The following is a 25,701-nucleotide window of genomic DNA, read 5'->3' as shown; positions in this document are numbered from 1 at the left end:
GGATGCCGTGGCATCCAGGGTCTCCTCAGAGTCGCGCGATCAGCGGACGACGACCGCCAGGACGTCGCGAGCCGAGAGCACCAGGTACTCGTCAGCGCCGAACTTGACCTCGGTGCCGCCGTACTTGCTGTACAGCACGCGGTCGCCGACGGCGACGTCGAGGGGGACACGGTTGCCGTTGTCGTCGATACGGCCGGGGCCGACGGCGACGACTTCGCCCTCCTGCGGCTTCTCTTTGGCAGTGTCGGGGATGACGAGACCACTCGCGGTGGTCTGCTCAGCCTCGACCTGCTTGATGACGATGCGGTCCTCGAGCGGCTTGATGGAAACCGACACGGTCTACCTCTTTCTCGTTACGGAAGACTTGTCAGCACTCACACGTGGAGAGTGCTAAGTCGAGTCTAGAGAAGCGCTGGCACTCGTGCAATGCGAGTGCCAGCGCATCTCGAACCGAGGCGTTCGAGACGGGAGACGACCTCCTCGGCGCCCACACGCAGACGGCGACGAACGGGCGCCGCAGCGGCGCGAAGTATTGCATCTTTACGCCGCGAGTCATACCCATCTCACCCGCCCTTTCATCCTGTTTACGGGTGTGCAACACTTCAGGCACAGCGTCGACACATACAGGGGGTATGCGTCGGTGGAACACGAACGGGTTCGTTGTCGAACTCGATGAGTCGGGGGATTCAGTGGTGCCACGCGGCACTGCCGTGCACCCTCGGGGGGTCGAACACATGGCTACGCCGTACTTCTTGGCGATCGATGTAGGGACGAGCAGGACTGCGGCTGCGACCGCGCGCTCCACACCGGATGGTGCGCTGCTGGCAGCGCCGCTTCCCCTGGGGCGCAACGCGGACAGCACACCGACAACGGTCTTCGTCTCCGACAGCGGACTTCTGTTCGGTGAGGCGGCCGAGCGTCGCGGCACCGCGCAGCCCGAGCGACTCGTCCGGGAGTTCAAGCGCCGGATCGGCGACGACGTCCCCATCGTCGCCGGCGACCGCCGGTTCTCGCCCCAAGACCTCTTCGCCCTCATCGTCGGATGGGTGATCGGCACCGCGGTCGAGCGCGAGGGGCAGCACCCCGAAGGCATCGCCGTGTCGGTGCCCGTCACCTGGGGCGAGTACCGCACGCAACTCGTGCGCGACGCCATCGGTCGCTTGGGCTGGAACGACGTGCAGGTCATCACCGAGCCCGAAGCCGCTGCGCGTCACTACGAATCAACGCACCCCCTCGACATCGGCCGAGCCCTCGCGGTCTACGACTTCGGTGGCGGAACGTTCGACACCGTCATCCTCCAGAAGACGGTGGACGGCCACGTCGACTTCGTCGGCAGCCCCGTCGGCATCCCCGACCTCGGCGGCGCCGACTTCGACGACATGGTGCTGCGCCACACCGTGCGCGCCGCCGGCATACCGGCATCCGCGCTCGCCGGCGTGCACACCGACCCGGGGATGCGTATGGCGCTCGCATCGCTCCGACGGGAGTGCGTCGACGCCAAGGAATCGCTGTCGTTCGACGGCGAGGCCGTGGTACCGGTCCTCATCGGCGACGGCCACGGGGCCGTCCGCCTGACCCGGGCCGAGTTCGAGGACATGATCGAGCCCGAGATCGCGCGCACCGTCGAGGTGCTCGAGATCGCGCTCGAGCAGTCCGGTCTGACGGCCGACGACCTCGACGCGATCCTGCTGACCGGCGGCACCTCCCGCATCCCGCGCGTGGCGCAGCTGCTGTCGGAGCGATTCGACCGCCCGATCGCCGTCGACGCCGACCCGAAGGCGATCATCGCCCTCGGCGCTGCCCGCACCGCCGCCGGCGGAGGTCTGCAGACCTTCCCCGTCGCGGACGTCGACGACGATGCCCCCGACGACGACGATCACGGCGACCCGACCGCGGACGACGGCTTCACCGCCGATCGGGCCGCGAAGCGTGCTCCGTGGTTCCGTCGCGTTCCCGCGACCGCCTACGTCGCGGCGGGGGTCGCCGTGCTGACCGTGACCGTCGGCGTCGTGAGCGTGCCCGCCCTGGGCGTCGGCATCCTCGCCCGCACGGGGATGGCCGTCACCTCGCAGCCCCTCGCCGCCGATCTCGACGTGCGCCTGTTCGACCCCATCGACATGCCGTCCTCTCCCCCGGCGAGCATCGCCGCCCCCGCGGTGGAGCCCGCCGCCGCCCAGCCCGTGGCACCGCAGGAGGCCGCCGCCCCCGAGGAGTCCCGGGCGACGACCCGGGGCGAGGAACGCCCGCGCACGCCGCAGCGACTGACCCCGCAGACCGCGGAACAGCGGAGCCCCTCCGCGTCTCCCCCTGCCTCGCAGCAGGCGTCCGGTGGAGGCGGAGGCGGCACGGGTGGAAGCTCCGACTCGGCGGCCACCCAGCCTTCGTCTCCCACGTCGACCGAGCCGTCGGCATCCACGGGCACACCGTCGACCGCACCGACCACGGACTCCCCCGCCCCGGTCGACCCGTCACCCACGACTGCCCCTCCGGTCACCGAGGAGCCGCAGCCGACCCCGTCGACGGAGAACCCGCAGCCGACCCCGTCGACGGAGAACCCGCAGCCGTCCCCGTCGACGGAGAACCCGCCACCGTCGGAACAGCCGGCCGAGACGACCGCGCCGGTGACCGAGACCCCGCCGGCCGCCGAGCCCACGCCCTGACCCGCGGCCGTCGGAACAGCACCACCGATGTCGATCTCGAACACGTCCTCCGATGCTGCCCACGGCGACCTCGAGTCGCTGTTGCTCCCGCGCGTCGCCCGCGCCCTCCTCGAGGCGTCGATCACCGCGCCCGAACCCGCGCCGCTCGCCGTCGTGGGGACGGCCGGCTCCGGCAAGTCGAGGGTGCTCCGGCACCTCTTCACCGCCCTGCGAGCGTCTGGCGCGTCACCCGTTGCCCTGACGCATCTCGGTGACCTGCCGTCGGCGACCGATGCCGTCCTAGTGGTCGACGATGCGCACCTGCTCGACGACCGCGCGCTCTTGGCGCTGACGGATCGTCTGCGGGCGGGAACCGCGACCGTCCTGCTCTCCACCCGTCCCGACCCCGACTCGCCGGTCCTCCGCGCCCTGATCGACGACATCGAACGCCACCAACCGCCGATGCTGCTCGGTCACGTCACCATGGCCGACGTCACCGCGCACCTCGGCCGCGAGACGACCGACCCGTCCAAGGAATGCCTCGTGCGTCTGCTCGAGGCCACCGGGGGGTTGGCGTGGCTGACCGCCGAGGCGCTCATGCTGCACGGCGACGCGATCTGCGACGGGCAGTGCGACCACGACGAGATCGCCCGATCGCTCGACGACCTCGTCTCGCACCGGATCGACTCGCTCGATCCGTCGCTGCGCCTGGCCGTCGAGGCGCTCTGCCTCGACGAGCGCTCCGCGTTGGACGCCGGTGCCGGCCCCGCCTGCGCCGCGGGCTACGACGCCGGTCTGCTGCAGCGCGGCGGGCGCACGGTGCCCCTGGTGCGCGACGCCGTCCGGGCACGGCTCACCGCCGACCGCCTGCTCGAGCTGTACTCGGCGCGACTCGTGCGCGACGCCGCCTCGGTGCAGGCGCTGCTCGGCGGGACCACCGACGAGCGAGTGGCTTCCGCTCTCATCGCCGACGGCGACCGCGAACTGCCCCGCGATCCCGCGAAGGCCGCGGAACTCTACGGCGCGGCCGACCGCGCCGGCGCGCCGTCGGAGACCCTCGCCGTGAGACGGGCACGCGCCGCCTGGGCGCTGGGCGACGTGGATGCCGCCGGGTCGTTCGTGGACCGCCTGCTCGCGGGTCCGAACGCGCCCGGGGACGAGGCGCTCGACATGGCCGCCGCGGTCTGGGCGATGCGCGGCGACATGGACTTGGGAGCACAGGTCTACCGGGGCGGTGGCCCGAGCACGCCGGAGAGCCGTGCCAAATGGGCGATCGCCGCGGCCGGAGCCGGTCACCCCGACCCTGCCGCGACACCCGCCCCCGACGCCGTCCGGACGATCCCCACGGCGCGCGGCGTCTCGCTCGAACTCCTGGCCCGCGGGCTGCGCGCCTCGCTGGACACCGGCGATCACGACGGTCTGCACGACCTCGTGCGTGCGAGCGAGATGTACACCGCGTCGGGCAGCGACGCCCCCCTGCCCGAGCTCCCCGCCGTCGTGGCGGCCCTCGTCGCCCTGCACCTGGGCGAGGCGTCCGTGGCCGAGCGGGTGCTCGATGCGGCGATCGCCGGCGCGCAGGGCGGCGCGTGGGCGGCCCCCCGCCTGCTGCTCTGGCGCGCCTGGGTCGCCGTGCAACGCGAGCACCCCGTCGAAGCCGAGAACGCCCTGCGGACGGCGACCGGCGGACGCCCGCTCGGAGCGCGCGATCGCCTCCTCGCGGATGCCGTCGAGCTCGGGCTCGTGCGCCGCAACGGCCAGCCGTCCGAGCTGCCGCCGGTCTGGCGACGTGCGCAGGGATCCCTGCTGCGCGTGCAGATCGACCTGTTCACGCTCATTCCGCTCGGCGAGTTCGTCGTCTCGGCGGCGCGCGTGGGCGAGTATGCCGCCGTCCGCTCCTCGTTCGATCACGCCGAGCGGCTGCTGAGCGACCTCGATCAGCCGCCGCTGTGGGCGACCAGCCTGCAGTGGTCGGGTCTGCACGCGAGCATCCTGCTGGGCAGCCCCGAGGAACTGACCGTGCACGCCCGCGCCCTGCGCGCCGCCGCCGAGCGGACGCCCCTGGCCGCCCGTCTCGCGCGAGCGGGCCGCGTGTGGACCGACGTGCTGACGGGTGCCGTCGACGTGGATGCCATCGAAGAGGCGGCCGCGGGACTCGCCGCCTGCGGATTCGCCTGGGACGGCGCGCGCCTGGCCAGCCACGGCGCGAGCAAATCGACCGATCGCCGGGTGATCGCCCGTCTGCTCGCGTGCGCCCGTCAGCTGCACCCTCGGGAGCGCGTCGAGACGTCGCCGGCGCCGACCACCGACACCGGTCCGATCCCCCTCCCCGCGCGGGGGACGGACAGCGCCGGCATCCTCAGCGAGCGCGAACGCGAAGTGGCTGCGCTGGTGCTGCAGGGGAAGACCTACGCCGAGATCGGCGAGACGATCTTCATCTCGCCGCGGACCGCCGAACACCACATCGCGCGCATCCGCAGACGGCTGGGTGCCACATCGCGCTCCGACCTCATGGCTCGCCTGCGCATGGCTCTCGACGACGAATCGCACCCCTCGAACCCGGTCGCGCAGGCGTCCGGCGAGAATGCGCAATCCGCCAGGGTGCTCGCATCCGGCAAACCCCTATGACCCACCCCGCGCTATGGGGGTTCCCCCCGACGCGCACAAGAACCCTTTCGACCTAACGTCGAGCATAAGGAACAACCGTGAGGAGACCCCAATGAGCGTCACGCTGGCGACCATGGCAGATGCGCTGATCGAATTCATCCTGAGCCTCCTACGCGATCCGGAGGCCGCAGCCGAGTTCGAAGAAGACCCGGAAGGCGCGATGGCGGCACGGGGGCTGAACAACGTCTCCTACGCGGACGTGTGCTCGGTCGCGCCGGTCATCGCCGAGAAGCCCCACGTGATCGTGAACCCCCAGCCCGCGCCGGTTCCGGTCGGTCCCAAGCCGGAGTGGAACCCGGTGGTGAAGGAGATCAAGACGATCACCACCCAGCTGCAGTACACGCACATCGACGACCGTGACACCATCGTCGACCAGTCGGTGAACCAGAACATCTGGGCCAACGGCGACGTGAACCAGACCTTCGGCAACGAGGCCGTCGTCGCATCCGGCGATGACGCCATCGCGGCCGGCAACGACGTCGACCAGGACACCACGCTCGACAACTCCACCGACATCAACGCCGGCAACGACGTCAACATCGGCAACGACGAGACGAACACCGACATCGACGGGTCGTACAACGACACCACCGAGAGCACGGAGACCACCGACAACTCCACCGATGTCGACCTCACCGACTCGGCGAACGACTCCTCCACCGACGTCGTCGTCGAGGACTCGTTCAACGACACGACCGATGTCTCGGTCGACACCAGCGTCGACGAGGACACCACCGTGGTGTTCGACTCGGGCAACGACGTCGTCATCGAAGACACGTCGGATGACACCCTCTGACACGCCCTCGGAACGGCGGGTGGGCTCGAACGAGCTCACCCGCCGTTCCGGCGCGTCCGCCCCCCAAGCGCAGGTGCGACGGTCGCCGGCACCTCCGGCGTACGAGCCGCCCGCCAAGGCCGCCAAGCCGGAGCGCCCCGCGCTGCACGACAAGGCCGCCGCGCCCGTCATGGTGAAGATGCCGCCACCGGCCGCCGTGCGCCTCGCGCAGATCAGCTGGGTGCTGAGCCTCGTCGTCGGCGCCATCGCCGTGGGCTATCTGTTCATCATCCGTCAGTCCATCGATCCCGACGTCGAGGCGATCGTGCGCGGGGTCGACTCCACGCGGCCCGCGGAGACCGTGAGCACCGCCGCCGACATCGTCTTCTGGTGCGTCTTCGGTGCGCTCGTGACGGTGCTGCTGGTGCAGATCACGTCATTCGTGTCGTTCAACAACCGCCGCAACAACGCGCGGTGGTGGATGCTCGGCACCCTGCTCTTCTTCGCCGCCTCGGTCTTGGCGGCGCGACAGTTCGTCGCCGTCGGCGAGCGGGGTATCCCCCTCGACAGGCTGTTGCTCATCCAGCTGGGCCTGTCGGCCCTCGGCATGCTGTTCGCCGTCATTCCCTCCGCTCTGCGGTGGACCGCTCGCAAGCACGACATCCGACGCGGCACGACGGGAAGCCCCGCCCCCGAGCTCTGAGATCGCGGCGGCATGCGGTCCTCTCATCGACCGGTGCCGTCGCTTCAGCCTTGGCCGCCCGAGAGCACGATGTCCGGACTCTTGGCCGGTGGGGATGCGGCATCCCGTCCGACGAGTTCGGATGCCGCGCCCTCGACGCTGCGGACGACGCCACGGCACAGCTCCGCGGTGTGACGGTCGGTCAACGGCGATTCCGCGAGGGATCGCCAGTGCGAGAGCAGGACGTCGATGCGCTCGCGCTGAGCCTGAGGCGGTGCGTCATCGCCGAGGCCCAGCCGTCGGGCCGGAGCCAGTCCCGCGGCGCCGACGATCCGCTCCGCCTCCGCGAGCGCCTCGGCGTCGAGTTCGGGCGGGGCGGTGCGCAGCTCGGCCAGCAACGACAGCTCGCGCAGATCGTGGCTCTGCGCCGTGAGGCGCTCGATGGATGACAGCAGGCCCGCGGTCTGCGGGCGCGGGCGCTCGCGCACGAGGCGTTCGACGCTGTGGAGGATGCCACGCGCCTTCAGCGCGAACGCTCGCCCACGGAACTGATCCTCGACGAAACGCTGCACCTCGACCAGGCCGCTCTGCTGCACGAGACGGTCGGACAGGGCCGACGACGTCGTCGCCCCGCCGCGGATGAGCGCCGCCGCCAGCCGTACCCCGAACAGGCCGAAGCGACGCAGCAGTCCACGGCGAATCTCGACGCTCAGGGCGGTCTCATCTGTGGCCCGGGTGAAGCGATCGACGGTCAACAGCAGCTTGTCTCGAGCCTCACGGTCCATCAGTGCGATGTGGCGGAGGGCGATGAACTCGCTCTCGCGCAGCGTGCGGCCGCCCTCGGCGAGCAGGCCGGCCACCGGCACCACGTCGAGCGCGAGGGCACGCAACTCTCCGTCGCGGCGGTACCGGTCGGCGATCTTGGCCGCCGACAGCAGCGAGTCGATGCGGCCCGAGCCGATCTCGTCGGCGCGCGAGAGCGCGGCCAGGGCATTAACGGTCTGGGACTCGCCCGCGGCGGTGTCGCGGAAGGCCTCGAGGAACTTCAGGTCCTCGGCGTGCACGTGCCGGAGCAGGTAGATGATGGCATCCGCCGCCGTGGGGGTGTCTTTCGGGATGAAGAAGTCGGTCGAGCGCGCCGAGTTCTCCACCGTCAGCGACGCGATGCCCGGGGTGTCGATGAGCACCGTGGAACGGAGACTCTCGCTCGGCCAGGCCACATCGATCCAGGCGACCTCGTCGGCGGTGTATCCGCCCATGTCGAGCACGAGGCGCCCCTCGTGCCGACGCACCGGGCGCGAGATACGACGGCCGTCGTGAAGCCGCAGGTCGACGCGGGCGGTCGACCCGTAGCGGTACCAGGTGATGGTGCGCGTGCACTCCCCCGCGTCGGTCGGGGCGATCCGCTCACCGATGAGAGCGTTCAACAGCGTCGACTTGCCCGCTTTGACGATGCCGGCGACGGCCAGGCGCAGCGGCTCGCGCAGCCGCGCGCGGAACGACTCCAGAACCTCGACGGCCGCCGCGTCGTCAGCGTAGACACCGAGAGCATCATCGACGATGCGGGAGACTTCGGGAAGCCCCGCGCTCATCGGGTGACCGCCGCGCGGGCGGGACGTGTCGCCTCGAGCTCGGCCGTCGGGATGCGTCCGCGCAGGGCCTCGATGTCACGCAGCTGCGACTGGAGCGTGGTGATGCGCTTGTCGCGGTCGGCGGTGTACGTGGCCGCGGCCTGCTTCGCCACCAGCACCGAATCGCTGAGCGAGCGGTGCAGTTCTTCGGCGATCGAGCCGAAGTGGTCGCGGGCGGTGCGCTGCACGATGCGCAAACGGTCCTTCAGCTGCTTGCCCACCTGGAAGACGGTGTCTTCGATGTGACGACGCAGGAGGTTCTTGGCCTCGTTCTGCCGGCGGAGCAGGCGCGAGGACATGTCTTCGCGGAAGGCACGACGACCCACCAGGACACCGGCGAGCAGCGACAGCGGGTTGATGAGCGAAAGCCCGACGATGCTGGTCGCGAGACCCACCATGAGCACGCCGCCGTAGGAGCCGCGCACACCGATGTAGATCTTCTCGGCGGCACCCATCTTGCCGTCGTCGAGGTGTTGCAGCTCCTCGACCGGGTCGAGAAGTCCATCCGTGCCGGCGACGTCGATCAGCGGGATCGACCCCTCACCCATGCGGAAATCCTCGGCCACCTGCTCCGCCAACCACTGCGACCGCTCGTTGGTCCAGACGAACGTCTCGGAGACCGCGGCGTTCACCCGCTGATCGACCCACTCGGCGATCTGTTCCCAGATGGGGCCCGGGTCGCCCTCGTCGATGGCGGTCTCACCCTCGCGCTGCACCTTGCGCAGGCGGTCGCGCAGGTCGTGCTCGGTGTCGGAGATCAGGTCGGCGATGCCGTCGGAGAGCGTGACCTGCCAGCGCGAGGTGCGGCTGCGGAAATCGTCGGCCTTCGCCTTGGCATCCTCGAGCCGGGCGATCATGCCCGGCGTGTCCTCGGGATGCAGCAGGGCGTTGAGCTCGGTCTTCACCGCCAGGGAGAGCTGGTCCGACACGGTCAGCAAGTCGTGCACGGCGGCACGGCGGTTCAGATCCTCCGCCTTGCCCAGAACATCGCGGCGCAGATGCGCCACGAGCTCGGGGAAGCCGGACTCGTCGTTCAGATCGCGGTCCTGCTGCTCGGCGGCCAGCAGGCGCAGGTCGCTGGAGACGGCGAAGACGGGGACGTCGTCGATGTTGACGCCCAGCTCGTTCAGATGCTTCTCGTCGACGCGCTGGATCTCGCGCCATTCGGGGTACAGGTCGGTCTTCGACAGCACCGCGGCGACGTTCGGGGAGATGCGCATCGCGTGGCGCAGGAACTGGATCTCGGGCTCGGTGTACTCCTGCGACGCGTCGGACACCAGCAGCACGGCGTGCGCGGTCGTGAGAGCGGCGAGGGTGGCGAGGGAGCGGGTGGACTCGAGACCGCCGACACCGGGCGAGTCCACGATGCGCAGACCCCCCTTGAGGATCTCGCGGGGCAGCAGCACCTCGGCGCCCACCACGTCGCCGTCCTGCTCGTGGTCGGCGCGGGAGGTGACGTAGTCGGAAAGACGCTCGAAGGGGATGTCGACGCGGCGGACCTCGTGGGACTCACCGCTCTCGCGCTTCACGAGCACGGTCGCGGAGGGTTCTTCGGCGTAGCCCACGGAGGTCGGCACGCTGGTGGCGATGTCGTCGTCGACGGCGCAGGCGGGGGCGTTGATGAGGGCGTTGACGAGCTTGCTCTTGCCCTGCTTGAACTGCCCGACGATGACCACGCGCACGTGCGGGTCCTGCAGCCGGGCGCGAGTGCTGGTCAGCTTCTCGACCAGGTCCTCTCGCCCGAGGACTCCGGAGTACTTGCGCGCCCGCTCGACGAGAGATGCCAGTTCGGCTGCCGGCGCCGGGTTCTTCCTCCCGTCCGCAGCGGCGCCGTTCGGCGCGGAAGACGTGGTGGGCTGGGCCGGTGCGGACACGCGGAGAACCTCTCGGTCGGGCCGACGCCTCTTCGACGTCGAAGGATCTGGGAACGACGATAGCCCCGGGCGGGAAAACCCGCCCAGGGCTACCGTTCAGACGCTTCCGTGGGTACGGATGGCGACTCAGGCGTCGAGATCGACGTCGGGAACCTGCACGTCCACGACCTCGGAGTTACCCGAACCCCAGATGACGTCGGCGTTGATCGTCCAGTTCTCCGACTCGGTCGAGCTGAAGTCGTCGTTGAACGAGTCGGTCAGGTCGACGCTGACGGACTCGTCGTTGAACGAGTTGTCGACCGTCCAGTCCTGCGAGTTGTCGGTGAGCTCGACCGAGATGTCGGTCGTGTTGCCCACGTTGTCCCAGGTCGTGATCTCGGTGGTGTTGTTGAGGTTGATGTCACCCTCGGCGTCGAAGTTCGTCGACGCGTCCAGCGAGCGCGAGATCGAGACGTCGCCACCGGCGGCCACGGCACCCTCGCCCGAGGCGGTCACGGCGCTGTTGCTGAAGTCCTGGCCGATACCGCCACCGAGGACGTTCTGGTTGACCGACTGGTCGACGATGGTCGACTGGCTGTAGATCGAGGCGTCGCCGCCGCCGGCGCCCGCGCCGCCCCAGCCCGAGAAGCCCGTGTTGTACTCACGGACACCCGCGTTGGTCGAGTTGTCCTCCACCGAGTTGTCGGTGTTGTAGGAGTCGACCGCGATCTCGTAGGAGTTTCCCGAGTTGTTGGTCGAGTTGTCCGTGTTGCCGGAGTTGTCCCACGAGTTGTCGAGGTTGTTGGAATCGACGTTGCCGGAGTCGACGAACGACCAGTCCTGCGTCGACTCGTCGGTCGAGGAGTTGTCGACGTTGCCGACGCTCTCGAGGTCGACGGCCAGGTTCTGGCTGTTGTTCGTGTTGGTCGTGTTGTTGCTGTTGCCGACGTTCGACCAGGCCGTGTTGCCCGAGTCGTCCACGTCACCGATGTTCCAGACCATGATGTTGGTTCCTTACTTTGCGAAGAGGCTCAGGCCAGGGGCAGGTTGAGGTCGGCGGTGTTGAAGCTGTCCACGACCGCCGTGATGTCGACGTCGATCGCGGTGCTGCTCTCGAACACCTCGGAGGAGTTGAACGAGCCGTCGGCCGAGTAGTCCTCCGAGAAGTCGTTGAACGAGTCGGAGACGTCGATGACGGTGGAGTTGTCGGTGTACGAGTAGTCCAGGTTGTACTCGTTCATCGAGTCCGTGATCGTGGTGATCGTGGTCTCGTTGCCGATGTTGATGTCGCCGCCGGCGGTGAAGTTCGAGGACTCGTCGACCGAGTAGTCCCAGTCGACGTTGCCGCCGGCCGCGATCGAGCCCTCACCGGAAGCGGTGACCGACGAGTTGCTGAACGACTGGTCGACGTCGCCGTCGGCCGCGATGTTCTGGTTGACCGACTGGTCGACGATCGTGGAGCTGCTCCAGATCTCGGTGTGGCCGCCGCCGCCCGCCGCGCCGGACTCCGCAGCCGAAGCGCCGCCCCACGCGCCGAAGCCCGTGTTGTACTCGCGGACACCCGCGTTGACGGAGTTGTCGGTGTGCGAGTTGTCGGTGTTGTACGAGCCGTCGGCCCACTCGAGGCTGTTGCCCGAGTCGTTCGTGGAGTTGTCGGTGTTCAGCGAGTCGGTCCACTCGTTGGACTCGTTGTAGGAGCCCTCGTTGAACGAGCCGTCGAGATCGACGGTCGTCGAGCTGGCGTCGGTGGTCGAGTTGTCGGTGTTGAAGGAGTCGGTCGCGCTGAGGTCGGCGTTCTCCGAGTTGTCTTCGTTGACGACGCTCGTGTCGTTGAGCGAGTCCGCGACGGCCGTGTTGAGCGAGTTGTTGATGTCGCCGGTGGTAGGCATTTCTTCCATCCCATTCTCGGGCCGCGGCCCGCAGTACTGTTCGTTCTTCGAGAGTAAGAACGGGCCGCGGATCCGGCATCGGGGGCCTCCCCGGTATCGGGTACGGGGGACCCCGGGGTTTCGGGGAGGGGGGAGGGGGTACGGGGGCGCATCCCTCCCGGTGCGGCGTCCTTCTGGCGGGGATGCCGCGGGTCGCGGGGGGACGACCGCGGGTCGCGGGGGGACGACCGCGGGTCGCGGGGCGACGACCGCAGGCCGCGAGCGTTGGCCTCGCGGGCCGCGCCGGGTCCACCCGCGCGAGCCAAGGGGCGAGAACCGCACGGGAGCCCGCGCCTAGGCTGGTTCGGTGGACACCGCCGAGCTCACCGCCCTCCTCACCCCCGAGGGGCTCCGTCTCCTCGACGACACCGGGCGCCTCACCTCGACCGACGACGCGGCGCGAGCCGTCTCGCGGCTCCGGGCGGCCGGCCACTCCCCCGACCTCGTCGCCGGGGTCGTCGGACAGGCCCGGCTACGGGTGCGGGCGGAAGCGAAGTTCGGACCGTTCGCCGACCGGATGCTCTTCACCCGCGCCGGCCTCGAGCAGGCGACGCGCCTACCGATCGCGGCCCGACACGCGGGGCGGTTCCGCGATGCGGGGATCGGGAGCGTCGCCGACCTCGGTTGCGGCATCGGCGGCGATGCCCTGGGACTCGCCGGTCTCGGCATCCGGGTGCACGCCGTCGACGCCGACGAAGTGACGGCCGCCATTGCCGCATACAACCTCGCCCCCTTCGGCGACGGGGTGCGCGTCGCCCACGCGCGCGCGGAGGACGTGGACCTCACGGGGGTGGATGCCGTCTGGCTCGACCCCGCGCGACGCACCGCCGGTCACGCGGAGACCCGGCAGGTGGCGTCCGCCGAGTGGTCTCCGTCGCTCGAATGGGTCTTCGCGGTGCTGGGCCGGGTTTCCGGCGGGGTCAAGCTGGGCCCCGGTTTCGACCGCGCGCAGATTCCCGACGATGTCGAGGCGCAGTGGATCAGCGCCGACGGCGCGACGATCGAGCTGGTCCTGTGGTCCGGCGCCCTCGCGCGCGAGGGGGTGCGCCGCGCGGCGCTCGTGGTGCGCGGCGACGACGCGTGGGAGCTCACCGCCCCGGCCGACAGCCCCGACGTCGACACCCGCGACCTTGGGGCCTTCGTGCACGAGCCCGACGGCGCGGTGATCCGCGCCCGCCTCATCGGGGAGGTCGCCCGCGCCCTCGACGCGGGGATGCTGTCGGACGGGATCGCTTATCTGACCTCGGATGCCGCTCTCACGAGCCCGTTCGTGTCGACGTTCCGCGTCCGCGAGCAGCTGCCGGTCGATACGAAGAAGCTCGCCCAGGCGCTGCGCGCCCGCGGGATCGGGACCCTGGAGATCAAGAAGCGCGGCGTCGACGTCGACCCGGCCGTCCTCCGCAAGAAGCTGTCGCTGCGCGGCGACGAGTCCGCGACGCTCATCGTGACCCGCGTGGGGTCGAAGCGCCTCGCTCTGCTGGCCGATCGCGTCTGAGCGTCGGGTCGTCCGTCGGCTCGGAACGTCGACGACGGGCACCGTGCCCGAGACCCGGAACGCCCGCGCTCCGGCGACCGCGAGCCGAGACCGCGGTGGCCCCCGACGGCGCGAGCCGGCGACGACGCGGCTCCGGCGCCCCTGAGCTCAGACGACCGAGAGCTGCGAGAAACCCCAGACGAGCCAGCCGACGCTGAACGCGAGTGAGAGGACGGCGAGCGCCAACGCCCAGCCGGCGACACGGCGGCTGTCGCGCGGACGCCGGAGGGCGAGGACCGAGACCACGACCGCGACCGCCCCGAGGGGAACCAGCCACCCCGTGAAGAGGGCCGCCAGCAGCCCCAGGATCGACAGCGCCAGACCCCACGGCGCCAGCGAGGGCGGTGGAGGCGGGGTCGGAGGGATGTACGGGATCAGGTGGTCGCCGAACGCGGCCATCTCGAGTTGGGCCGTGGGCATTCGCTCGGGGTCGTCGTCGAACCGCGGAGGGGCGGTGGCCGCCACGGGCAGCCCGGAAGCCGGCGCTCCGTCGACACCCGGAGCGACGGGTGCGGCAGACGTCCTGTCCTCGGAGGATGCCGCGGTGTCCTTCCGCGCGCGCCGAGTCGGCGGCGGGACCTCGCTCACGTTGCGGCTCCCGAATGCCGACCCCGCTCGAACCGCGGCGCCGGGGGTTCGGCATCCGGATCTTCCGCGACCTGGATCTCGACCACGGGCAGGGTCGAATCGGCGCCGAACGCGAGGGTCGACGGACGCCGTCCGGCGGAGATCAGCTCGGCGGCGAGGGCGGCGATCATCGCGCCGTTGTCGGTGCAGAGGCGCAGCGGGGGGATACGCACGGCCACACCCGCAGCCGCGGCGCGCTCCAGGGCGACGTCGCGCAGACGCTTGTTGGCGATCACGCCCCCGCCGAGCAAGAGACGCGGCACCCCATGGCGGGCGCACGCGTCGAGGGCCTTGGTGACGAGCACGTCGACCACGGCCTCGCGGAACGACGCCGCGACATCGGCCACCGGCAGCGGGTGACCGGCCGCCTCGTGCTGCTCGACCCAGCGGGCCACGGCCGTCTTCAGTCCCGAGAACGAGAAGTCGTAGCGGTGGGATGCCATGTCGGAGGCTCGCGACAGCCCCCGGGGGAAACGGATCGCGGTGGGGTCGCCGGCGGCCGCGGCGCGATCGATCTCTGGACCGCCGGGGTAGGGCAGCTTCAGCAGACGCGCGACCTTGTCGAACGCCTCGCCCGCCGCGTCGTCCATGGTCTCGCCGAGCAGTTCGACGTCGCTCGTGAGATCTCGAACGAGCAGCAACGAGGTGTGGCCGCCGCTCACCAGCAGCGCGACCGTCGGGTACTCGAGATCGCCGGCGTCGGCGTCGAGGATGTCGGCCGCGATGTGTCCGACCAGGTGGTTGACCGCGTACAGCGGCTTGTCGAGTGCGACGGCGAGACCCTTCGCCGCACCGACGCCGACCATGAGGGCGCCCGCCAGGCCCGGGCCGCTCGTGACCGCGACGGCGTCGAGATCGGCGAGCGTGACACCGGCCTCGGCGAGCGCGGCGTCGATGGAGGGCTGCAGGGCCTCGAGGTGTGCGCGGGCGGCGACCTCGGGGACGACACCGCCGTAGCGGGCGTGCTCGTCCATGCTCGAGGCGATCGTGTTGCTCAGCAGCTGCCGGCCGCGGACGATGCCGATGCCGGTCTCGTCGCAGCTGGTCTCGATACCGAGCACGAGAGGCGCGTCCATCAGCACCACACCTTTCCGATCGGGGTCGCCGACGTCGTGGCGGCGGGGGCTGCGGCGCGGGGGCCTTCGGGCGCCGTCGGAGCACTCGGAGAGGCCGCCTCGTGGCGGCGCACCGCCCAGCCGCGCAGGTCGAGCTGCATGACGATCGCGTCGACGTCGTCGGGTTGGTAGTAACGGGGGCGGCGGCCGACCTCGACGAAACCCTCGGACAGATAGAGCGCCTGGGCGACGGGATTGTCGGCCCGCACCTCGAGGAACACGTCGTGAACGCCCCGTCGCACGCCCTCGCCGAGCAGCTCGCCCAGAAGCGCCCGCCCGCGCCCATGCCCGCGGGCGCTTTCGGAGATGGTGATCGTCTGCACGTCGGCGTCGCGCGCTCCCCGGACGGCGCGCAGCCCCGCGTACCCCACGAGGCGGCCTGCTTCTTCGACCACGACGTACCAGCCGTGCGGCGATGCGAGCTCTTCGCGCATCATCGCGGCGCTCCACGCGTCGGTCGGGAAAGCGGCGCGTTCGAGCGCCATGATCGCCTCGAGGTCGGAAGACGCGGCGGCGCGGGTCGCCATCAACTCACCCGCTTGGGGGCGTGGGCCGCGACCACGTCGGGGCTGCGCAGATAGAGGGGCTCGGCGCCGGCGAGCGTGCGCCCAGCGTCGAGCGCGCGGGCCGCAGCCAGGGCGATCATGGCCGCCGACACCCGGGTCGCATCCACTCGGGCGGCCCCGAGTGCGGCCAGCCGTTCGTCGAGGTCGTCACGGGGGCTGAGGGCGGCATCGGCCACCCGCACCGGGAGGCCGTCGTCGTCGATCCCGTCGTACAGGCTGTAGGCGAACTCGCGCCGACGAGCGTCGGTGACCACGGCGAAGCGAGGGGTGTCCGCACCGCTGAGGGCGTCGGCGAGCAGCACGCCGAGCGCGATGCCGTCGTGGCTGGGCACGGGCACGACCGGGACGCCGCGCCCGAGGGCGTAGACCCGCGCGGCGGCGATACCGACGCGCAGCCCGGTGAACGGACCGGGCCCCATGCCGATCGCAACGTGGGTCGGCGCGGGGGCCGCCGCCGCGGCCCGTCGCAGCAGGTCGCCGATCACCTCGGCGTGCCTGAGGGGGTTGGCGCTCTGCTCGTCGACGAGCACCTCTCCGTCGCGCGCGATCGCCGCGACGGCGGTGCCGAGCGAGGTGTCGATGCCGATGATCACCGTCCCAGGATATCCGGCCCCTCCGACACGGCATCCGCGCATCACCCCGGCATCCGTGCGAGCCCTCGGCTCCGAAGAACGAACATGGATGCCACCGAGCTCGGCCTGCGACGCCTCGTCGTCCCCACGGGTGTCGGACCCCTCGTCGTGCGCGCGGGCCGCGGTTCGGGGAGCCCCGTCGCGACGCTGCTGCTGCACGGCGCGGCGGGGTCGTGGACGACGTGGGCGCCGATGCTCTCGTCGCCCTCCGGTGTGCGCCTCACGGACGTGATCGCCGTCGATCTTCCGGGGTGGGGCGACACTCCCGGTCCCGTCCCCGACCCGGCGGAGCTCGCCGTCGCGGTCGCCGCGGTCGCCCGAGCCCTCGGGTATCCGCGGTGGCGCGTGGTCGGACACTCGCTCGGCGGCGTGGTCGCCCTCGACATCGCCGCGCGCTTCCGCGACGAGACCGTCGCCGTCGGCGTGGTGTCGCCCAGCGGCGCGGGCGCCCGAGCGGTGATCCGCCGTCCGGTTGCGGGCACGATGCGACTCCCCTGGCTCGCCGGCATGGTGGTGGCGATGCGGATGCTGCGGGCGCTGGGACCGCTCGCGGCTCCGCTCCTGCGCTCACTGGCCCGGTCGGGGATGCTCCGGTTCCTCGCGCGGCCGCTGTTCCGGCATCCCGACCGGATCGACCGTTCGGTGACCGACGCTCTCGCGACCGACATCCGCCCCTCGGCCTTCCTCGCCGCCGCGCGGATCTCGCGCACGCACGACGACGGCGTCTGGCGTCGGATTGCGTGCCCGGTCCGCTCGGTGCGCGGCCGTCACGACGTCTTCGTCGCCGCGACCGACCCCCGAGCCTGGTCGCGGATGATCGACGACCACCAGGACGTCGTGCTCGAGGGCAGCGGGCACTTCGCGCACGTCGAGCAGCCCGATGAGACACTGCGGGCGTTGCGCGACGTCTGGGCGGTCGACCGCGCGCCGGCGCGGCGCGACGTCTGGGCGGTCGACCGCGCGCCGGCGCGAGTGCGTGCGGGCGCGAACGCGGCGGAGCGGGTACGTGCGAGCGCGGTGGCGCCCGAGGGGCGGCTCTCCGCACCGCGGGGAGCGACGCGTCGTCACTGATCACGGCGACGCGTCCTGCCGCCCGGCCCGAGTCGCGTGTCAGGGGCGACGCGAAATCGTCACCCTCCTCGGGGCGTCGACGTCGAGTTCGACGGTGTGCACGGCGATCTCGCCGCAGGCGTTGTCGACACCGCGGCCGCCGAGGTGGCGGTCGATCTCGATCTCCCACCAGGTGTCGGCCAGATACTCGGCGACGCCGCGCCCCCACTCGACGATCACGGCCGAACCGGACACGTCGATGTCGAGGTCGTCGAGCTCGACCGCCGCACCCAAGCGGTAAGCGTCGACGTGCACGAGGGGCACTCCGCCGACGAGCGAGGGATGGGTTCGGGCGATCACGAAGGTCGGGCTCTGAACGGGGCCGCGGATGCCGAGACCGTCGCCGATCCCGCGCGTCAGGGTCGTCTTGCCGGCGCCGAGGGCCCCGGTGAGCACGACGACGTCACCGGGCGCCAGAGCGCGGCCGATCTCGCGACCCAGCTCGTGCATGTCGGAGGGCTCCGCGATCTCGCGCGTGCCCAGCAGCTCGTCGGGGACGCTCACGCCTCGACCTCCCGTCGGGGAACGCGGGCGCCCACGCGGGTGACGATCTCGTAGTCGATCGTGTCGGCGGCATCCGCCCACTCGCGGGCCGACGGCACGCCCAGGGTCGGATCGCCGAACAGCACGACCTCGTCGCCCACCGCGACCGGGTGGTCGCCGACGTCGACCACGAACTGGTCCATCGCGATGCGACCGGCGACGGTGAAACGGTGCCCGCCGATCGACACCGGTCCGCGGCCGGACGCCTGGCGGGGAACGCCGTCGGCGTACCCCAACGGCACGAGCACGAGAGTCGTGTCGCGCTCGGTGCGGTAGTCGTAGCCGTACGACACCCCGGTGCCGGCGGGAACGCGCCGCACCGCTGCCACCGCACCGCGCAGCGTCATGGCCGGGCGCAGGCCCAGGTCGGCCGGGGTGCGGTCGGCCAGGGGCGAGACGCCGTACAGGCCGATGCCGATGCGCACGCAGCCCAGCCGCGCTTCGGGAAGGGTGATCGCCGCATTCGTCGCCGCGATGTGACGCAAGGGCGGGTTCAGCCCCGAGGCCGCGGCGAGCGCCACCCCCTCGTCGAACCGGGCGAGGGCTGCGCGGTCGTCGTCGAGACTGGTGTTCGACAGATGCGAGAAGATCCCGATCACCCGCAGGCGCCCGATGCGTTCGAGCCGCGCCGCCTCTGAGAACACCGTGCGCCACTGATCGGGGGCGACGCCGTTACGCGACAGTCCCGTCTCGATCTTCAGGTGGACGCTCGCCGGTCGCCCGCTCGTGAACGCCTCTCCGGCGCGCTGCAACTGGTCGAGGTCGGAGATGCCGAGCTCGATGTCGTGCCGCACGGCCTCGGCGAACGAGGCCCCCGGCGCGTGCAGCCACGCGAACAGCGGAGCGCGCAGGCCCGCGCGCCGCAGCGCCAGCGCCTCGTCGATGTCGGAGACGCCGATACGCGTCGCACCGCCTTCGAGCGCCGCGAGAGCAGCGCGCAGCGCGCCGTGACCGTATCCCTCGGCCTTCACGACCGCGATGACCTGCGACCCGGTGAGCTTTCTCAGGTGACTCACGTTCTCGGCGATCGCTTCGACGTCGATCAGCGCTTCGCGCAGCACTCCCCGCGGCATCCTCATGCGGTGTCCTCTCGGGCGGTGTCGGGGGCGGGTGCCGAGGGCTCGGCCGCCGTATCGGCTGCAGCGGGCGCTGCCTGCCGCGCCGCCACGTCGGGCACGGCGGATGCCGAGGACTCCGCCGCCGCGTCGGGCACGGCCCACGCTGAGGGTTCCCCCGCCGCATCGGGTGCAGCGGGCACTGCCTGCCGCGCCGCCACGCCGGGCACGGCGGATGCCGCCTCGGCGATGACGTACGCCGTCGCGAGTCCCGCGTCGTGCGACATCGACAGGTGCAGGGTGGTGATCCCCCGACCGGCGATGGTGGCGGCGGTCTGACCGGTCAGAGCGAAGGTGGGACGCCCCGACGGTTCGGAGGCGACCTCGATGTCGATCCAGTGCACCCCGTCGGATCCGCCGAGGGCCTTGATCAGCGCCTCTTTCGCCGCGTACCGTGCGGCGAGCGAGCGGGGTTTGAGCACGCGCTCGGCCGGAGCGAACAGGCGCGGGAGCAGCCGCGGAGTGCGCGCCAGGGTCGCGGCGAACCGCGGTACGTCGACCACGTCGACGCCTATTCCGACGATCATGCGCCCTCCCTTCCTGGCATCCTCCCCATTCTGCCGGTGCCCGCCGACATCGGGCCGCCGTTCCTGCCGCCCGACGCAGATTCCGGGGCCTTTCGAGCCGCCGCCCGAGCACAACGCAGGAAGGTTGCCCGTCATCGGTCGCCACGGCGCGACGCCGAGCTCCCCCGTGCGCAGATCTCCTGCGTCGTGTCGCCCAGCTCGGGATCCTCTCCCCAAGATCACGGGCTCAGCTCCCGGGACCCGCACCGGCTCCGGGCCGCCGCCCCCGCGCCGAGCCCCACGTACCCGCTCCCCGGGAACGACGGAGGGCCGGATGCCATGGCATCCGGCCCTCTGAAGACGACGGGTCTACTCCACCGTCACCGACTTCGCGAGGTTGCGCGGCTGGTCGACGTCGAGGCCCTTGGCCTCCGCCAGACCCATCGCGAAGATGTGCAGCGGCACGACGGCCAGCAGCGGCTCGAACAGGGGCGCGGCCAGCGGGATGCGCAGCACCTCGTCGGCGGCGGGCAGCACGGCGACGTCGCCCTCCTCGGCGATGGCGATCACGCGGGCACCGCGCGCGCGGATCTCCTCGATGTTGGACACGACCTTCTTGTGCATCTCGCCCGAGCCGCGCGGCGACGGCACGACGACGAAAACGGGCTGGCCGGGCTCGATGAGCGCAATGGGCCCGTGCTTGAGCTCGCCGGCGGCGAAGCCCTCGGCGTGGATGTAGGCCAGCTCCTTGAGCTTGAGCGCCCCCTCGAGGGCGATCGGGTAGCCGACGTTCCGCCCGAGGAAGAGCACGGACCGGGTGTCAGCCATCCAGTGCGCGAGCTGCTCGATGCGTGCCTGCTCGGTCTCGAGCACGCGGGCGATCTTGCCGGGCACGGCCTCGAGCTCGGTGACCGCTTCGACGGCGACGACCGGGTCGATGGCTCCGCGAATGCGACCGACGTGCAAGGCCAGCAGGTAGAGCGCGGTGATCTGCGCGACGAACGCCTTGGTGGAGGCCACGGCGACCTCGGGACCGGCGTGGGTGTAGACGATGGCGTCCGACTCGCGCGGGATCGTCGCGCCCTGGGTGTTGCAGATCGAGAGCGTCTTCGCTCCACGGGATCGCGCGTACTTCACGGCCATGAGCGTGTCCATGGTCTCGCCCGACTGGCTGATCGACACCACGAGCGTGCGCTCGGAGAGCACCGGGTCGCGGTAGCGGAACTCGTGCGCCAGCTCGACGTCGACGGGGACGCGGGTCCACGTCTCGAGCGCGTACTTGCCGACCATTCCCGCGTAGGCGGCGGTTCCGCAGGCGATGACGATGATGCGGTCGATGTCGACGAGGAAGTCGTCGAGCCCCTCGAGCTCGGGGATCTCGACACGACCCTCGTGGATGCGACCGCGCAACGTGTTGGCGACGGCCTCGGGCTCTTCCGAGACCTCTTTGGCCATGAACGACGACCAGCCGCCCTTTTCGGCCGCCGAAGCATCCCAGGTGACCTCGAATGCCTCGACCTCGACCGGCGCTCCCGAGAAATCGGTCACCTCGACGCCGTCGGGGGTGATCGCGACGATCTCGTCCTGCCCGATGGCGAGGGCATTGCGGGTGTGCTCCACGAAGGCGGCGACGTCGGAGCCGAGGAAGTTCTCGCCCTCGCCGAGGCCGATGACTAGCGGCGAGTTGCGGCGTGCGCCGACGACGAGGCCCGGGTGGTCCTCGTGCATGGCGAGGAGCGTGTATGCCCCTTCGAGGCGCGAGACGACCGAACGGAACGCCTGCACCAGATCCTTGGTGCGGGCGTACTCGCGGCCGATCATCACGGCGGCGACCTCGGTGTCGGTCTCGCTGCGGAAAGCGAAGCCCTCGCCGACCATCTCGCTCTTGAGCTCGGCGAAGTTCTCGATGATGCCGTTGTGGATGACGGCGAGCTTGTCGTCGTCGGCGAGGTGCGGGTGCGCGTTGGCATCCGTCGGCCCGCCGTGCGTGGCCCAGCGCGTGTGGCCGATGCCCGTGGTGCCGTTCGGCATGGGCGACGCCTCGAGGTCATCACGGAGCACCGCCAGCTTGCCCGCGCGCTTGCGCATGTCGAGGGTGCCCTCGCCGTCGATCACGGCGATGCCGGCGGAGTCGTACCCCCGGTACTCGAGTCGTGAGAGGCCCGCGAGGAGGATGTCCTGGCTCTGCCGAGGACCCACGTAACCGATGATTCCGCACATGGGGGTCAAGTCTACGGGCGACGGCCCGGCGAACCCTGCGGCGGAACCTAGAGCTTGCGCAGCAGCACCGACTCGACCGTATGGTCGGCGCCCTTCTGCAGCACGAGCTTCGCGCGGTGCCGCGTGGGCAGCACGTTCTCTTCGAGGTTGGGGAGGTTGATCTCGCGCCAGTAACCGAGGGCGCGTTCGACCGCCTCGTCGTCGCTGATGTCGGCGAACACGCGGAAGAACGAGGTGGGGTTCGAGAACGCGTTGTCGCGCAGGGCGAGGAAGCGGTCCACGTACCACTTCTCGATGTGCGCAGCGTCGGCGTCGACGTAGATCGAGAAGTCGAACAGGTCGCTGACGGCGACCTCGTTGGGGAAGGGTGGCGGCTGCAGCACGTTCAGCCCCTCGACGATGACGACGTCGGGCCGGTGCACGCTCACGTGGGCATCGGGAATGATGTCGTACCGCACGTGCGAGTAGAACGGCGCCCTCGCCTCCTCCGCGCCGGACTTCACTTCGCTCAGGAACTGCACGAGCGCTCGCCGGTCGTACGACTCGGGAAAACCTTTCCGGTCCATGAGTCCCCGACGCTCGAGCTCGGCGTTCGGGTAGAGGAAGCCGTCCGTGGTCACCAGCTCGACCCGCGGGGTGTCGGGCCACCGGCTCATCAGTTCTCGCAGCAGACGGGCGATCGTGGACTTGCCGACCGCGACGGATCCGGCGACCCCGATGACGAAGGGGGTCGTGGCATCCGGTTCGCCGAGGAACCCGCTCGTGTCGGCGCCCAACCGGCGGGTGGCGCGGGCGTACAGGCTCAGCAGTCGACTGAGCGGCAGGTACACCTCGGCGACCTCGCGGGGATCGAGGCGATCGCCGATCCCGCGCAGCTGAACGATCTCGTTCTCGGTGAGCGGTTGCTCGAGACCACCGGCCAGGCGTGACCAGTCGTCTCGATCGATCTGACGGTAGGGGCTCAGCGACGGCGCGGGAGCAGCGGTCTCGGCGGCGGACACCCGCCCATGCTACCGGCGCGCCCTCACTCCGACGGCGTGCGCCGGGGCGGGATGCCGTGCCCCGGCGGTGAGCGACGGGATATCGCACCACTACGCTCGGAGCGTGCGCTTGGGAGTCCTCGACATCGGTTCGAACACCGTCCACCTGCTCGTCGCCAATGCCCGCGCGGGGGGACGGCCGACGGCCACCACCTCCCACCGGTCGGTACTGCGACTCATGCGCTACCTCCAGCCCGACGGATCCATCTCTCCCGAAGGAGTGAGAGGACTCGTGGATGCCGTGACCGCCGCGTGCGAACGCGCCCGGGCCGAAGGGGTCGACGAGCTCCTCGCCACCGCGACCTCGGCCGTCCGCGAGGCGACCAACGGCGAGGCCGTCATCGCGCAGATCGAGGACGTCCTCGGCCAACCCCTGCAGGTGCTCGGCGGGGAGACCGAGGCGCGATTCACCTATCTCGCCGTCCGGCGGTGGTTCGGGTGGTCGGCGGGGCAGATCCTGCTGTTCGACATCGGCGGCGGCTCCCTCGAGATCGCCGGCGGAGCGGACGAGCTGCCCGATCTCGCCGAGTCCGTGCCGCTGGGCGCGGGCCGATCGACCGTGCGGTTCCTCCCCCACGATCCGCCCAGCGACGAGGAGATCGACGCGCTGCGCCAGCACGCCATGTCGGTCCTGGCACCGGTGGCGGAGCGCTTCGCCGCGCTCCCGCGACCCGACCACGTGGTCGGGTCGTCGAAGGCGATCCGCTCCCTCGCCAAGCTCGCGGGTTACCCCGTGCCGGGGTGGTCGGGCATCGACCGCATGGTGCTGCCGCGCCGCGAGCTGAAGGACTGGATTCCGCGCCTGGCCCGCATCCCCGCCGACGCGCGCGAGGCGCTGCCGGGGATCACCGCCGACCGCACCTTCCAGATCGTGGCCGCGGCGGTCGTGGTGGAGCGGGCGATGAAGGCGCTCGGTGTCGAGGAGCTCGAGGTGTCCCCGTGGGCACTTCGAGAGGGCGTCCTGCTGCGCTACATCGAGTCGCTCGAGTACTGAGGCCGGCCGGCTCAGCCGCCTCCCGCCCAGGTCCCCGAGCCCCCTCCCGCGGGCCCCTGAACCGCCTCCCGCCCAGGTCCCCGAGGCGGGCCCCTGAACCACCTCCCGCGCAGGTCCGCGAGCTACACCCCCGCGGAGGTCCCTGAGCCTGTCGAAGGGACCGGACCCTAGAGCGCCAGACGCGTCCGCACGACCTCGGCCAACCGGTCCGCGTGGGTGCGGGCGACCTCTTCCGTGGCCGCCTCCACCATCACGCGCACGAGCGGCTCGGTACCCGACGCGCGAAGCAGCACCCGGCCCGAGTCGCCGAGCTCGGCGATCGAGGCGGCCACCGCCTCCTGCACTCCCTCGTCGGCCACACCGTCGCGGTCGACGCCGCGCACGTTGACGAGGACCTGCGGGTACACCGTCATGAGCGACGCGAGCTCGGCGAGGGTCTTCCCCTGGCGTGCCATCTCCGCCACGATGTGCAGGCCCGTCAGAAGGCCGTCGCCGGTGGTGGCGAACTCGCTCATGATGACGTGACCCGACTGCTCGCCGCCGAGGGAGTACCCGCCCTCGTTCATGGCCTCGAGCACGTAGCGGTCGCCGACACCGGTCTGCAGGACACGGATGCCGTGCTCGGCCATCGCGCGGTGCAGCCCGAGGTTGCTCATGACCGTGGCGACGAGGGTGTCGTCGGCGAGCGCGCCGCGCTCCTTCATCGCCACCGCGAGGATCGCCATGATCTGGTCGCCGTCCACGACGTCGCCCTGCGCGTCGACGGCGAGGCACCGGTCGGCGTCGCCGTCGTGGGCGATGCCGACGTCGGCTCCGAGGCGCACGACGGCCTCGGCGAGCACGTCGAGGTGCGTCGAGCCCACGCCGTCGTTGATGTTGAGCCCGTCGGGCTCGGCGCCGATGACCGTGACCGTTGCGCCGGCGTCCTTGAAGGTCTCGGGCGATACACCGGCGGCCGCGCCGTGGGCGCAGTCGAGCACGACGTGGATGCCGTCGAGGCGATGGGGCAGCGAGCCCAGCAGGTGCAGGACGTAGCGGTCCTCGGCGTCGGCGAAGCGACGGATGCGTCCGACTCCCGCGCCGGTGGGCTGCAGGCGCTCGCCCTCGAGCGCGGCCTCGATGCGTTGCTCGACCTCGTCAGGGAGCTTGGTGCCGCCGCTCGCGAAGATCTTGATCCCGTTGTCGGGAGCGGGGTTGTGCGACGCCGAGACCATCACGCCGAAGTCGGCGTCGTGGTCGGCGATGAGGAACGCCAAGGCGGGGGTGGGGATGACCCCGGCGTCGAGCACGTCGACGCCGGACGAGGCCAGGCCCGCGGCGACCGCGGACGCGAGGAACTCCCCGGAGACGCGCGGGTCGCGCGCGACGACGGCGGTGAGGCGGCGGCCTTCGGCCTTCCGCGCCTCCGCCGAACGGCCCTGGCCCAGGACGACAGCAGTCGCCTGGGCCAGGTGCAGCGCGAGTTCGGCGGTGAGGAGGCCGTTGGCCAGCCCCCGCACCCCGTCCGTGCCAAAGAGAGGCATCCGG

At 71.1% G+C, this 25,701-nt stretch carries 21 protein-coding genes and 1 pseudogene; 7 read left to right on the top strand and 15 right to left on the bottom strand.

What is annotated here, in order from left to right; genetic code table 11:
- Positions 1-39 precede the first annotated feature (39 nt).
- Positions 40-336, bottom strand: a complete 297-nt coding sequence (gene groES / locus MT347_RS02180; protein ID WP_039394204.1) for a co-chaperone GroES — start codon at positions 334-336, stop codon at positions 40-42.
- A 398-nt stretch (positions 337-734) separates the two neighbouring features.
- Between groES and MT347_RS02175 the strand changes: the two genes are divergently transcribed.
- The 4 genes from MT347_RS02175 to MT347_RS02160 all read left to right on the top strand — a co-directional run bounded on the left by MT347_RS02175 (position 735) and on the right by MT347_RS02160 (position 6,781).
- Entirely contained in the window at positions 735-2,660 is a 1,926-nt protein-coding gene (locus MT347_RS02175) for an Hsp70 family protein (protein ID WP_243497653.1), read from the top strand.
- 27 nt (positions 2,661-2,687) lie between these two features.
- Entirely contained in the window at positions 2,688-5,264 is a 2,577-nt protein-coding gene (locus MT347_RS02170; protein WP_243497650.1) for a helix-turn-helix transcriptional regulator, read from the top strand.
- A 91-nt stretch (positions 5,265-5,355) separates the two neighbouring features.
- Positions 5,356-6,099, top strand: coding sequence for an IniB N-terminal domain-containing protein (locus MT347_RS02165; RefSeq protein WP_243497649.1), 744 nt, complete (start codon positions 5,356-5,358; stop codon positions 6,097-6,099).
- Complete coding sequence (locus MT347_RS02160) at positions 6,086-6,781, top strand: hypothetical protein (RefSeq protein WP_243497648.1); 696 nt, start codon at positions 6,086-6,088, stop codon at positions 6,779-6,781. The genes MT347_RS02165 and MT347_RS02160 overlap by 14 nt, the downstream gene beginning before the upstream one ends.
- A 44-nt stretch (positions 6,782-6,825) precedes the next feature.
- Here MT347_RS02160 and MT347_RS02155 read toward each other — a convergent pair whose 3' ends face one another.
- From MT347_RS02155 to MT347_RS02140, 4 genes are all read right to left on the bottom strand, one after another.
- A complete protein-coding gene (locus tag MT347_RS02155; RefSeq protein ID WP_243497646.1) occupies positions 6,826-8,352 on the bottom strand; it encodes a dynamin family protein in 1,527 nt (508 codons plus the stop codon).
- The gene (locus MT347_RS02150) at positions 8,349-10,265 is read right to left on the bottom strand and encodes a dynamin family protein (protein WP_243497644.1); all 1,917 of its coding nucleotides are present in this window, start codon (positions 10,263-10,265) and stop codon (positions 8,349-8,351) included. The genes MT347_RS02155 and MT347_RS02150 overlap by 4 nt, the downstream gene beginning before the upstream one ends.
- Before the next feature lie 126 nt (positions 10,266-10,391).
- Positions 10,392-11,246 (bottom strand): hypothetical protein, encoded by an 855-nt coding sequence (locus MT347_RS02145; RefSeq protein WP_243497642.1) that lies wholly within the window; start codon positions 11,244-11,246, stop codon positions 10,392-10,394.
- 29 nt (positions 11,247-11,275) lie between these two features.
- On the bottom strand, positions 11,276-12,133 hold the full coding sequence (locus tag MT347_RS02140; protein ID WP_243497641.1) for a hypothetical protein: 858 nt from the start codon (positions 12,131-12,133) through the stop codon (positions 11,276-11,278).
- Between the two features lie 346 nt (positions 12,134-12,479).
- Here MT347_RS02140 and MT347_RS02135 point away from each other — a divergent pair, with 346 nt between their 5' ends.
- The gene (locus tag MT347_RS02135; protein ID WP_243497640.1) at positions 12,480-13,667 is read left to right on the top strand and encodes a class I SAM-dependent methyltransferase; all 1,188 of its coding nucleotides are present in this window, start codon (positions 12,480-12,482) and stop codon (positions 13,665-13,667) included.
- Between the two features lie 147 nt (positions 13,668-13,814).
- On the opposite strand, the gene MT347_RS02130 is transcribed toward MT347_RS02135, so the two are convergent.
- The 4 genes from MT347_RS02130 to tsaB are packed head-to-tail and all read right to left on the bottom strand — an operon-like array spanning position 13,815 to position 16,607.
- Positions 13,815-14,294 carry a hypothetical protein gene (locus MT347_RS02130; RefSeq protein WP_243497639.1) on the bottom strand — a complete coding sequence of 160 codons (480 nt, stop codon included), beginning with the start codon at positions 14,292-14,294 and terminating at the stop codon, positions 13,815-13,817.
- Positions 14,291-15,409, bottom strand: a complete 1,119-nt coding sequence (tsaD, locus tag MT347_RS02125; RefSeq protein WP_243497637.1) for a tRNA (adenosine(37)-N6)-threonylcarbamoyltransferase complex transferase subunit TsaD — start codon at positions 15,407-15,409, stop codon at positions 14,291-14,293. The genes MT347_RS02130 and tsaD overlap by 4 nt, the downstream gene beginning before the upstream one ends.
- A complete protein-coding gene (gene rimI / locus MT347_RS02120; RefSeq protein ID WP_243497632.1) occupies positions 15,409-15,975 on the bottom strand; it encodes a ribosomal protein S18-alanine N-acetyltransferase in 567 nt (188 codons plus the stop codon). Before rimI ends, tsaD begins: the two co-directional genes overlap by 1 nt.
- Entirely contained in the window at positions 15,975-16,607 is a 633-nt protein-coding gene (gene tsaB, locus MT347_RS02115) for a tRNA (adenosine(37)-N6)-threonylcarbamoyltransferase complex dimerization subunit type 1 TsaB (protein ID WP_243497627.1), read from the bottom strand. The genes rimI and tsaB overlap by 1 nt, the downstream gene beginning before the upstream one ends.
- An 84-nt stretch (positions 16,608-16,691) precedes the next feature.
- Here tsaB and MT347_RS02110 point away from each other — a divergent pair, with 84 nt between their 5' ends.
- Positions 16,692-17,717 carry an alpha/beta fold hydrolase gene (locus tag MT347_RS02110; protein WP_243497619.1) on the top strand — a complete coding sequence of 342 codons (1,026 nt, stop codon included), beginning with the start codon at positions 16,692-16,694 and terminating at the stop codon, positions 17,715-17,717.
- 39 nt (positions 17,718-17,756) lie between these two features.
- On the opposite strand, the gene tsaE is transcribed toward MT347_RS02110, so the two are convergent.
- The 5 genes and pseudogenes from tsaE to coaA all read right to left on the bottom strand — a co-directional run bounded on the left by tsaE (position 17,757) and on the right by coaA (position 23,141).
- Positions 17,757-18,260, bottom strand: coding sequence for a tRNA (adenosine(37)-N6)-threonylcarbamoyltransferase complex ATPase subunit type 1 TsaE (gene tsaE / locus MT347_RS02105; RefSeq protein WP_243497617.1), 504 nt, complete (start codon positions 18,258-18,260; stop codon positions 17,757-17,759).
- A complete protein-coding gene (gene alr, locus MT347_RS02100; RefSeq protein ID WP_243497613.1) occupies positions 18,257-19,378 on the bottom strand; it encodes an alanine racemase in 1,122 nt (373 codons plus the stop codon). The genes tsaE and alr overlap by 4 nt, the downstream gene beginning before the upstream one ends.
- A gap of 212 nt (positions 19,379-19,590) precedes the next feature.
- A pseudogene (locus MT347_RS02095) lies at positions 19,591-19,941 on the bottom strand (holo-ACP synthase); the annotation flags it as partial.
- A gap of 348 nt (positions 19,942-20,289) precedes the next feature.
- On the bottom strand, positions 20,290-22,140 hold the full coding sequence (gene glmS / locus MT347_RS02090) for a glutamine--fructose-6-phosphate transaminase (isomerizing) (RefSeq protein ID WP_243497611.1): 1,851 nt from the start codon (positions 22,138-22,140) through the stop codon (positions 20,290-20,292).
- 47 nt (positions 22,141-22,187) lie between these two features.
- The gene (gene coaA / locus MT347_RS02085; protein ID WP_243497607.1) at positions 22,188-23,141 is read right to left on the bottom strand and encodes a type I pantothenate kinase; all 954 of its coding nucleotides are present in this window, start codon (positions 23,139-23,141) and stop codon (positions 22,188-22,190) included.
- A 103-nt stretch (positions 23,142-23,244) separates the two neighbouring features.
- On the opposite strand from coaA, the gene MT347_RS02080 reads away from it, so the two are divergent.
- Entirely contained in the window at positions 23,245-24,174 is a 930-nt protein-coding gene (locus MT347_RS02080) for a Ppx/GppA phosphatase family protein (protein WP_243497606.1), read from the top strand.
- A 167-nt stretch (positions 24,175-24,341) separates the two neighbouring features.
- On the opposite strand, the gene glmM is transcribed toward MT347_RS02080, so the two are convergent.
- On the bottom strand, positions 24,342-25,697 hold the full coding sequence (glmM, locus tag MT347_RS02075) for a phosphoglucosamine mutase (protein WP_243497605.1): 1,356 nt from the start codon (positions 25,695-25,697) through the stop codon (positions 24,342-24,344).
- Positions 25,698-25,701 lie beyond the last annotated feature (4 nt).

The sequence above is a fragment of the Microbacterium sp. VKM Ac-2923 genome (assembly GCF_022815605.1).
Lineage (GTDB): Bacteria > Actinomycetota > Actinomycetes > Actinomycetales > Microbacteriaceae > Microbacterium.
Note: the sequence above shows the minus strand (reverse complement) of the source record. Positions and strands in the feature narration are given on the sequence as shown.

What these genes read in the sequence shown, in the direction of transcription:
- MT347_RS02175 (WP_243497653.1), top strand. Translation starts at nt 735, where the DNA reads ATGGCTACGCCGTACTTCTTGGCGATCGATGTAGGGACGAGCAGGACT.
- MT347_RS02155 (WP_243497646.1), bottom strand. Translation starts at nt 8,352, where the DNA reads ATGAGCGCGGGGCTTCCCGAAGTCTCCCGCATCGTCGATGATGCTCTC.
- tsaD (WP_243497637.1), bottom strand. Translation starts at nt 15,409, where the DNA reads ATGGACGCGCCTCTCGTGCTCGGTATCGAGACCAGCTGCGACGAGACC.
- MT347_RS02110 (WP_243497619.1), top strand. Translation starts at nt 16,692, where the DNA reads ATGGATGCCACCGAGCTCGGCCTGCGACGCCTCGTCGTCCCCACGGGT.
- alr (WP_243497613.1), bottom strand. Translation starts at nt 19,378, where the DNA reads ATGAGGATGCCGCGGGGAGTGCTGCGCGAAGCGCTGATCGACGTCGAA.
- MT347_RS02165 (WP_243497649.1), top strand. Translation starts at nt 5,356, where the DNA reads ATGAGCGTCACGCTGGCGACCATGGCAGATGCGCTGATCGAATTCATC.
- glmM (WP_243497605.1), bottom strand. Translation starts at nt 25,697, where the DNA reads ATGCCTCTCTTTGGCACGGACGGGGTGCGGGGGCTGGCCAACGGCCTC.
- glmS (WP_243497611.1), bottom strand. Translation starts at nt 22,140, where the DNA reads ATGTGCGGAATCATCGGTTACGTGGGTCCTCGGCAGAGCCAGGACATC.
- MT347_RS02140 (WP_243497641.1), bottom strand. Translation starts at nt 12,133, where the DNA reads ATGCCTACCACCGGCGACATCAACAACTCGCTCAACACGGCCGTCGCG.
- MT347_RS02145 (WP_243497642.1), bottom strand. Translation starts at nt 11,246, where the DNA reads ATGGTCTGGAACATCGGTGACGTGGACGACTCGGGCAACACGGCCTGG.
- rimI (WP_243497632.1), bottom strand. Translation starts at nt 15,975, where the DNA reads ATGGCGACCCGCGCCGCCGCGTCTTCCGACCTCGAGGCGATCATGGCG.
- MT347_RS02160 (WP_243497648.1), top strand. Translation starts at nt 6,086, where the DNA reads ATGACACCCTCTGACACGCCCTCGGAACGGCGGGTGGGCTCGAACGAG.
- MT347_RS02170 (WP_243497650.1), top strand. Translation starts at nt 2,688, where the DNA reads ATGTCGATCTCGAACACGTCCTCCGATGCTGCCCACGGCGACCTCGAG.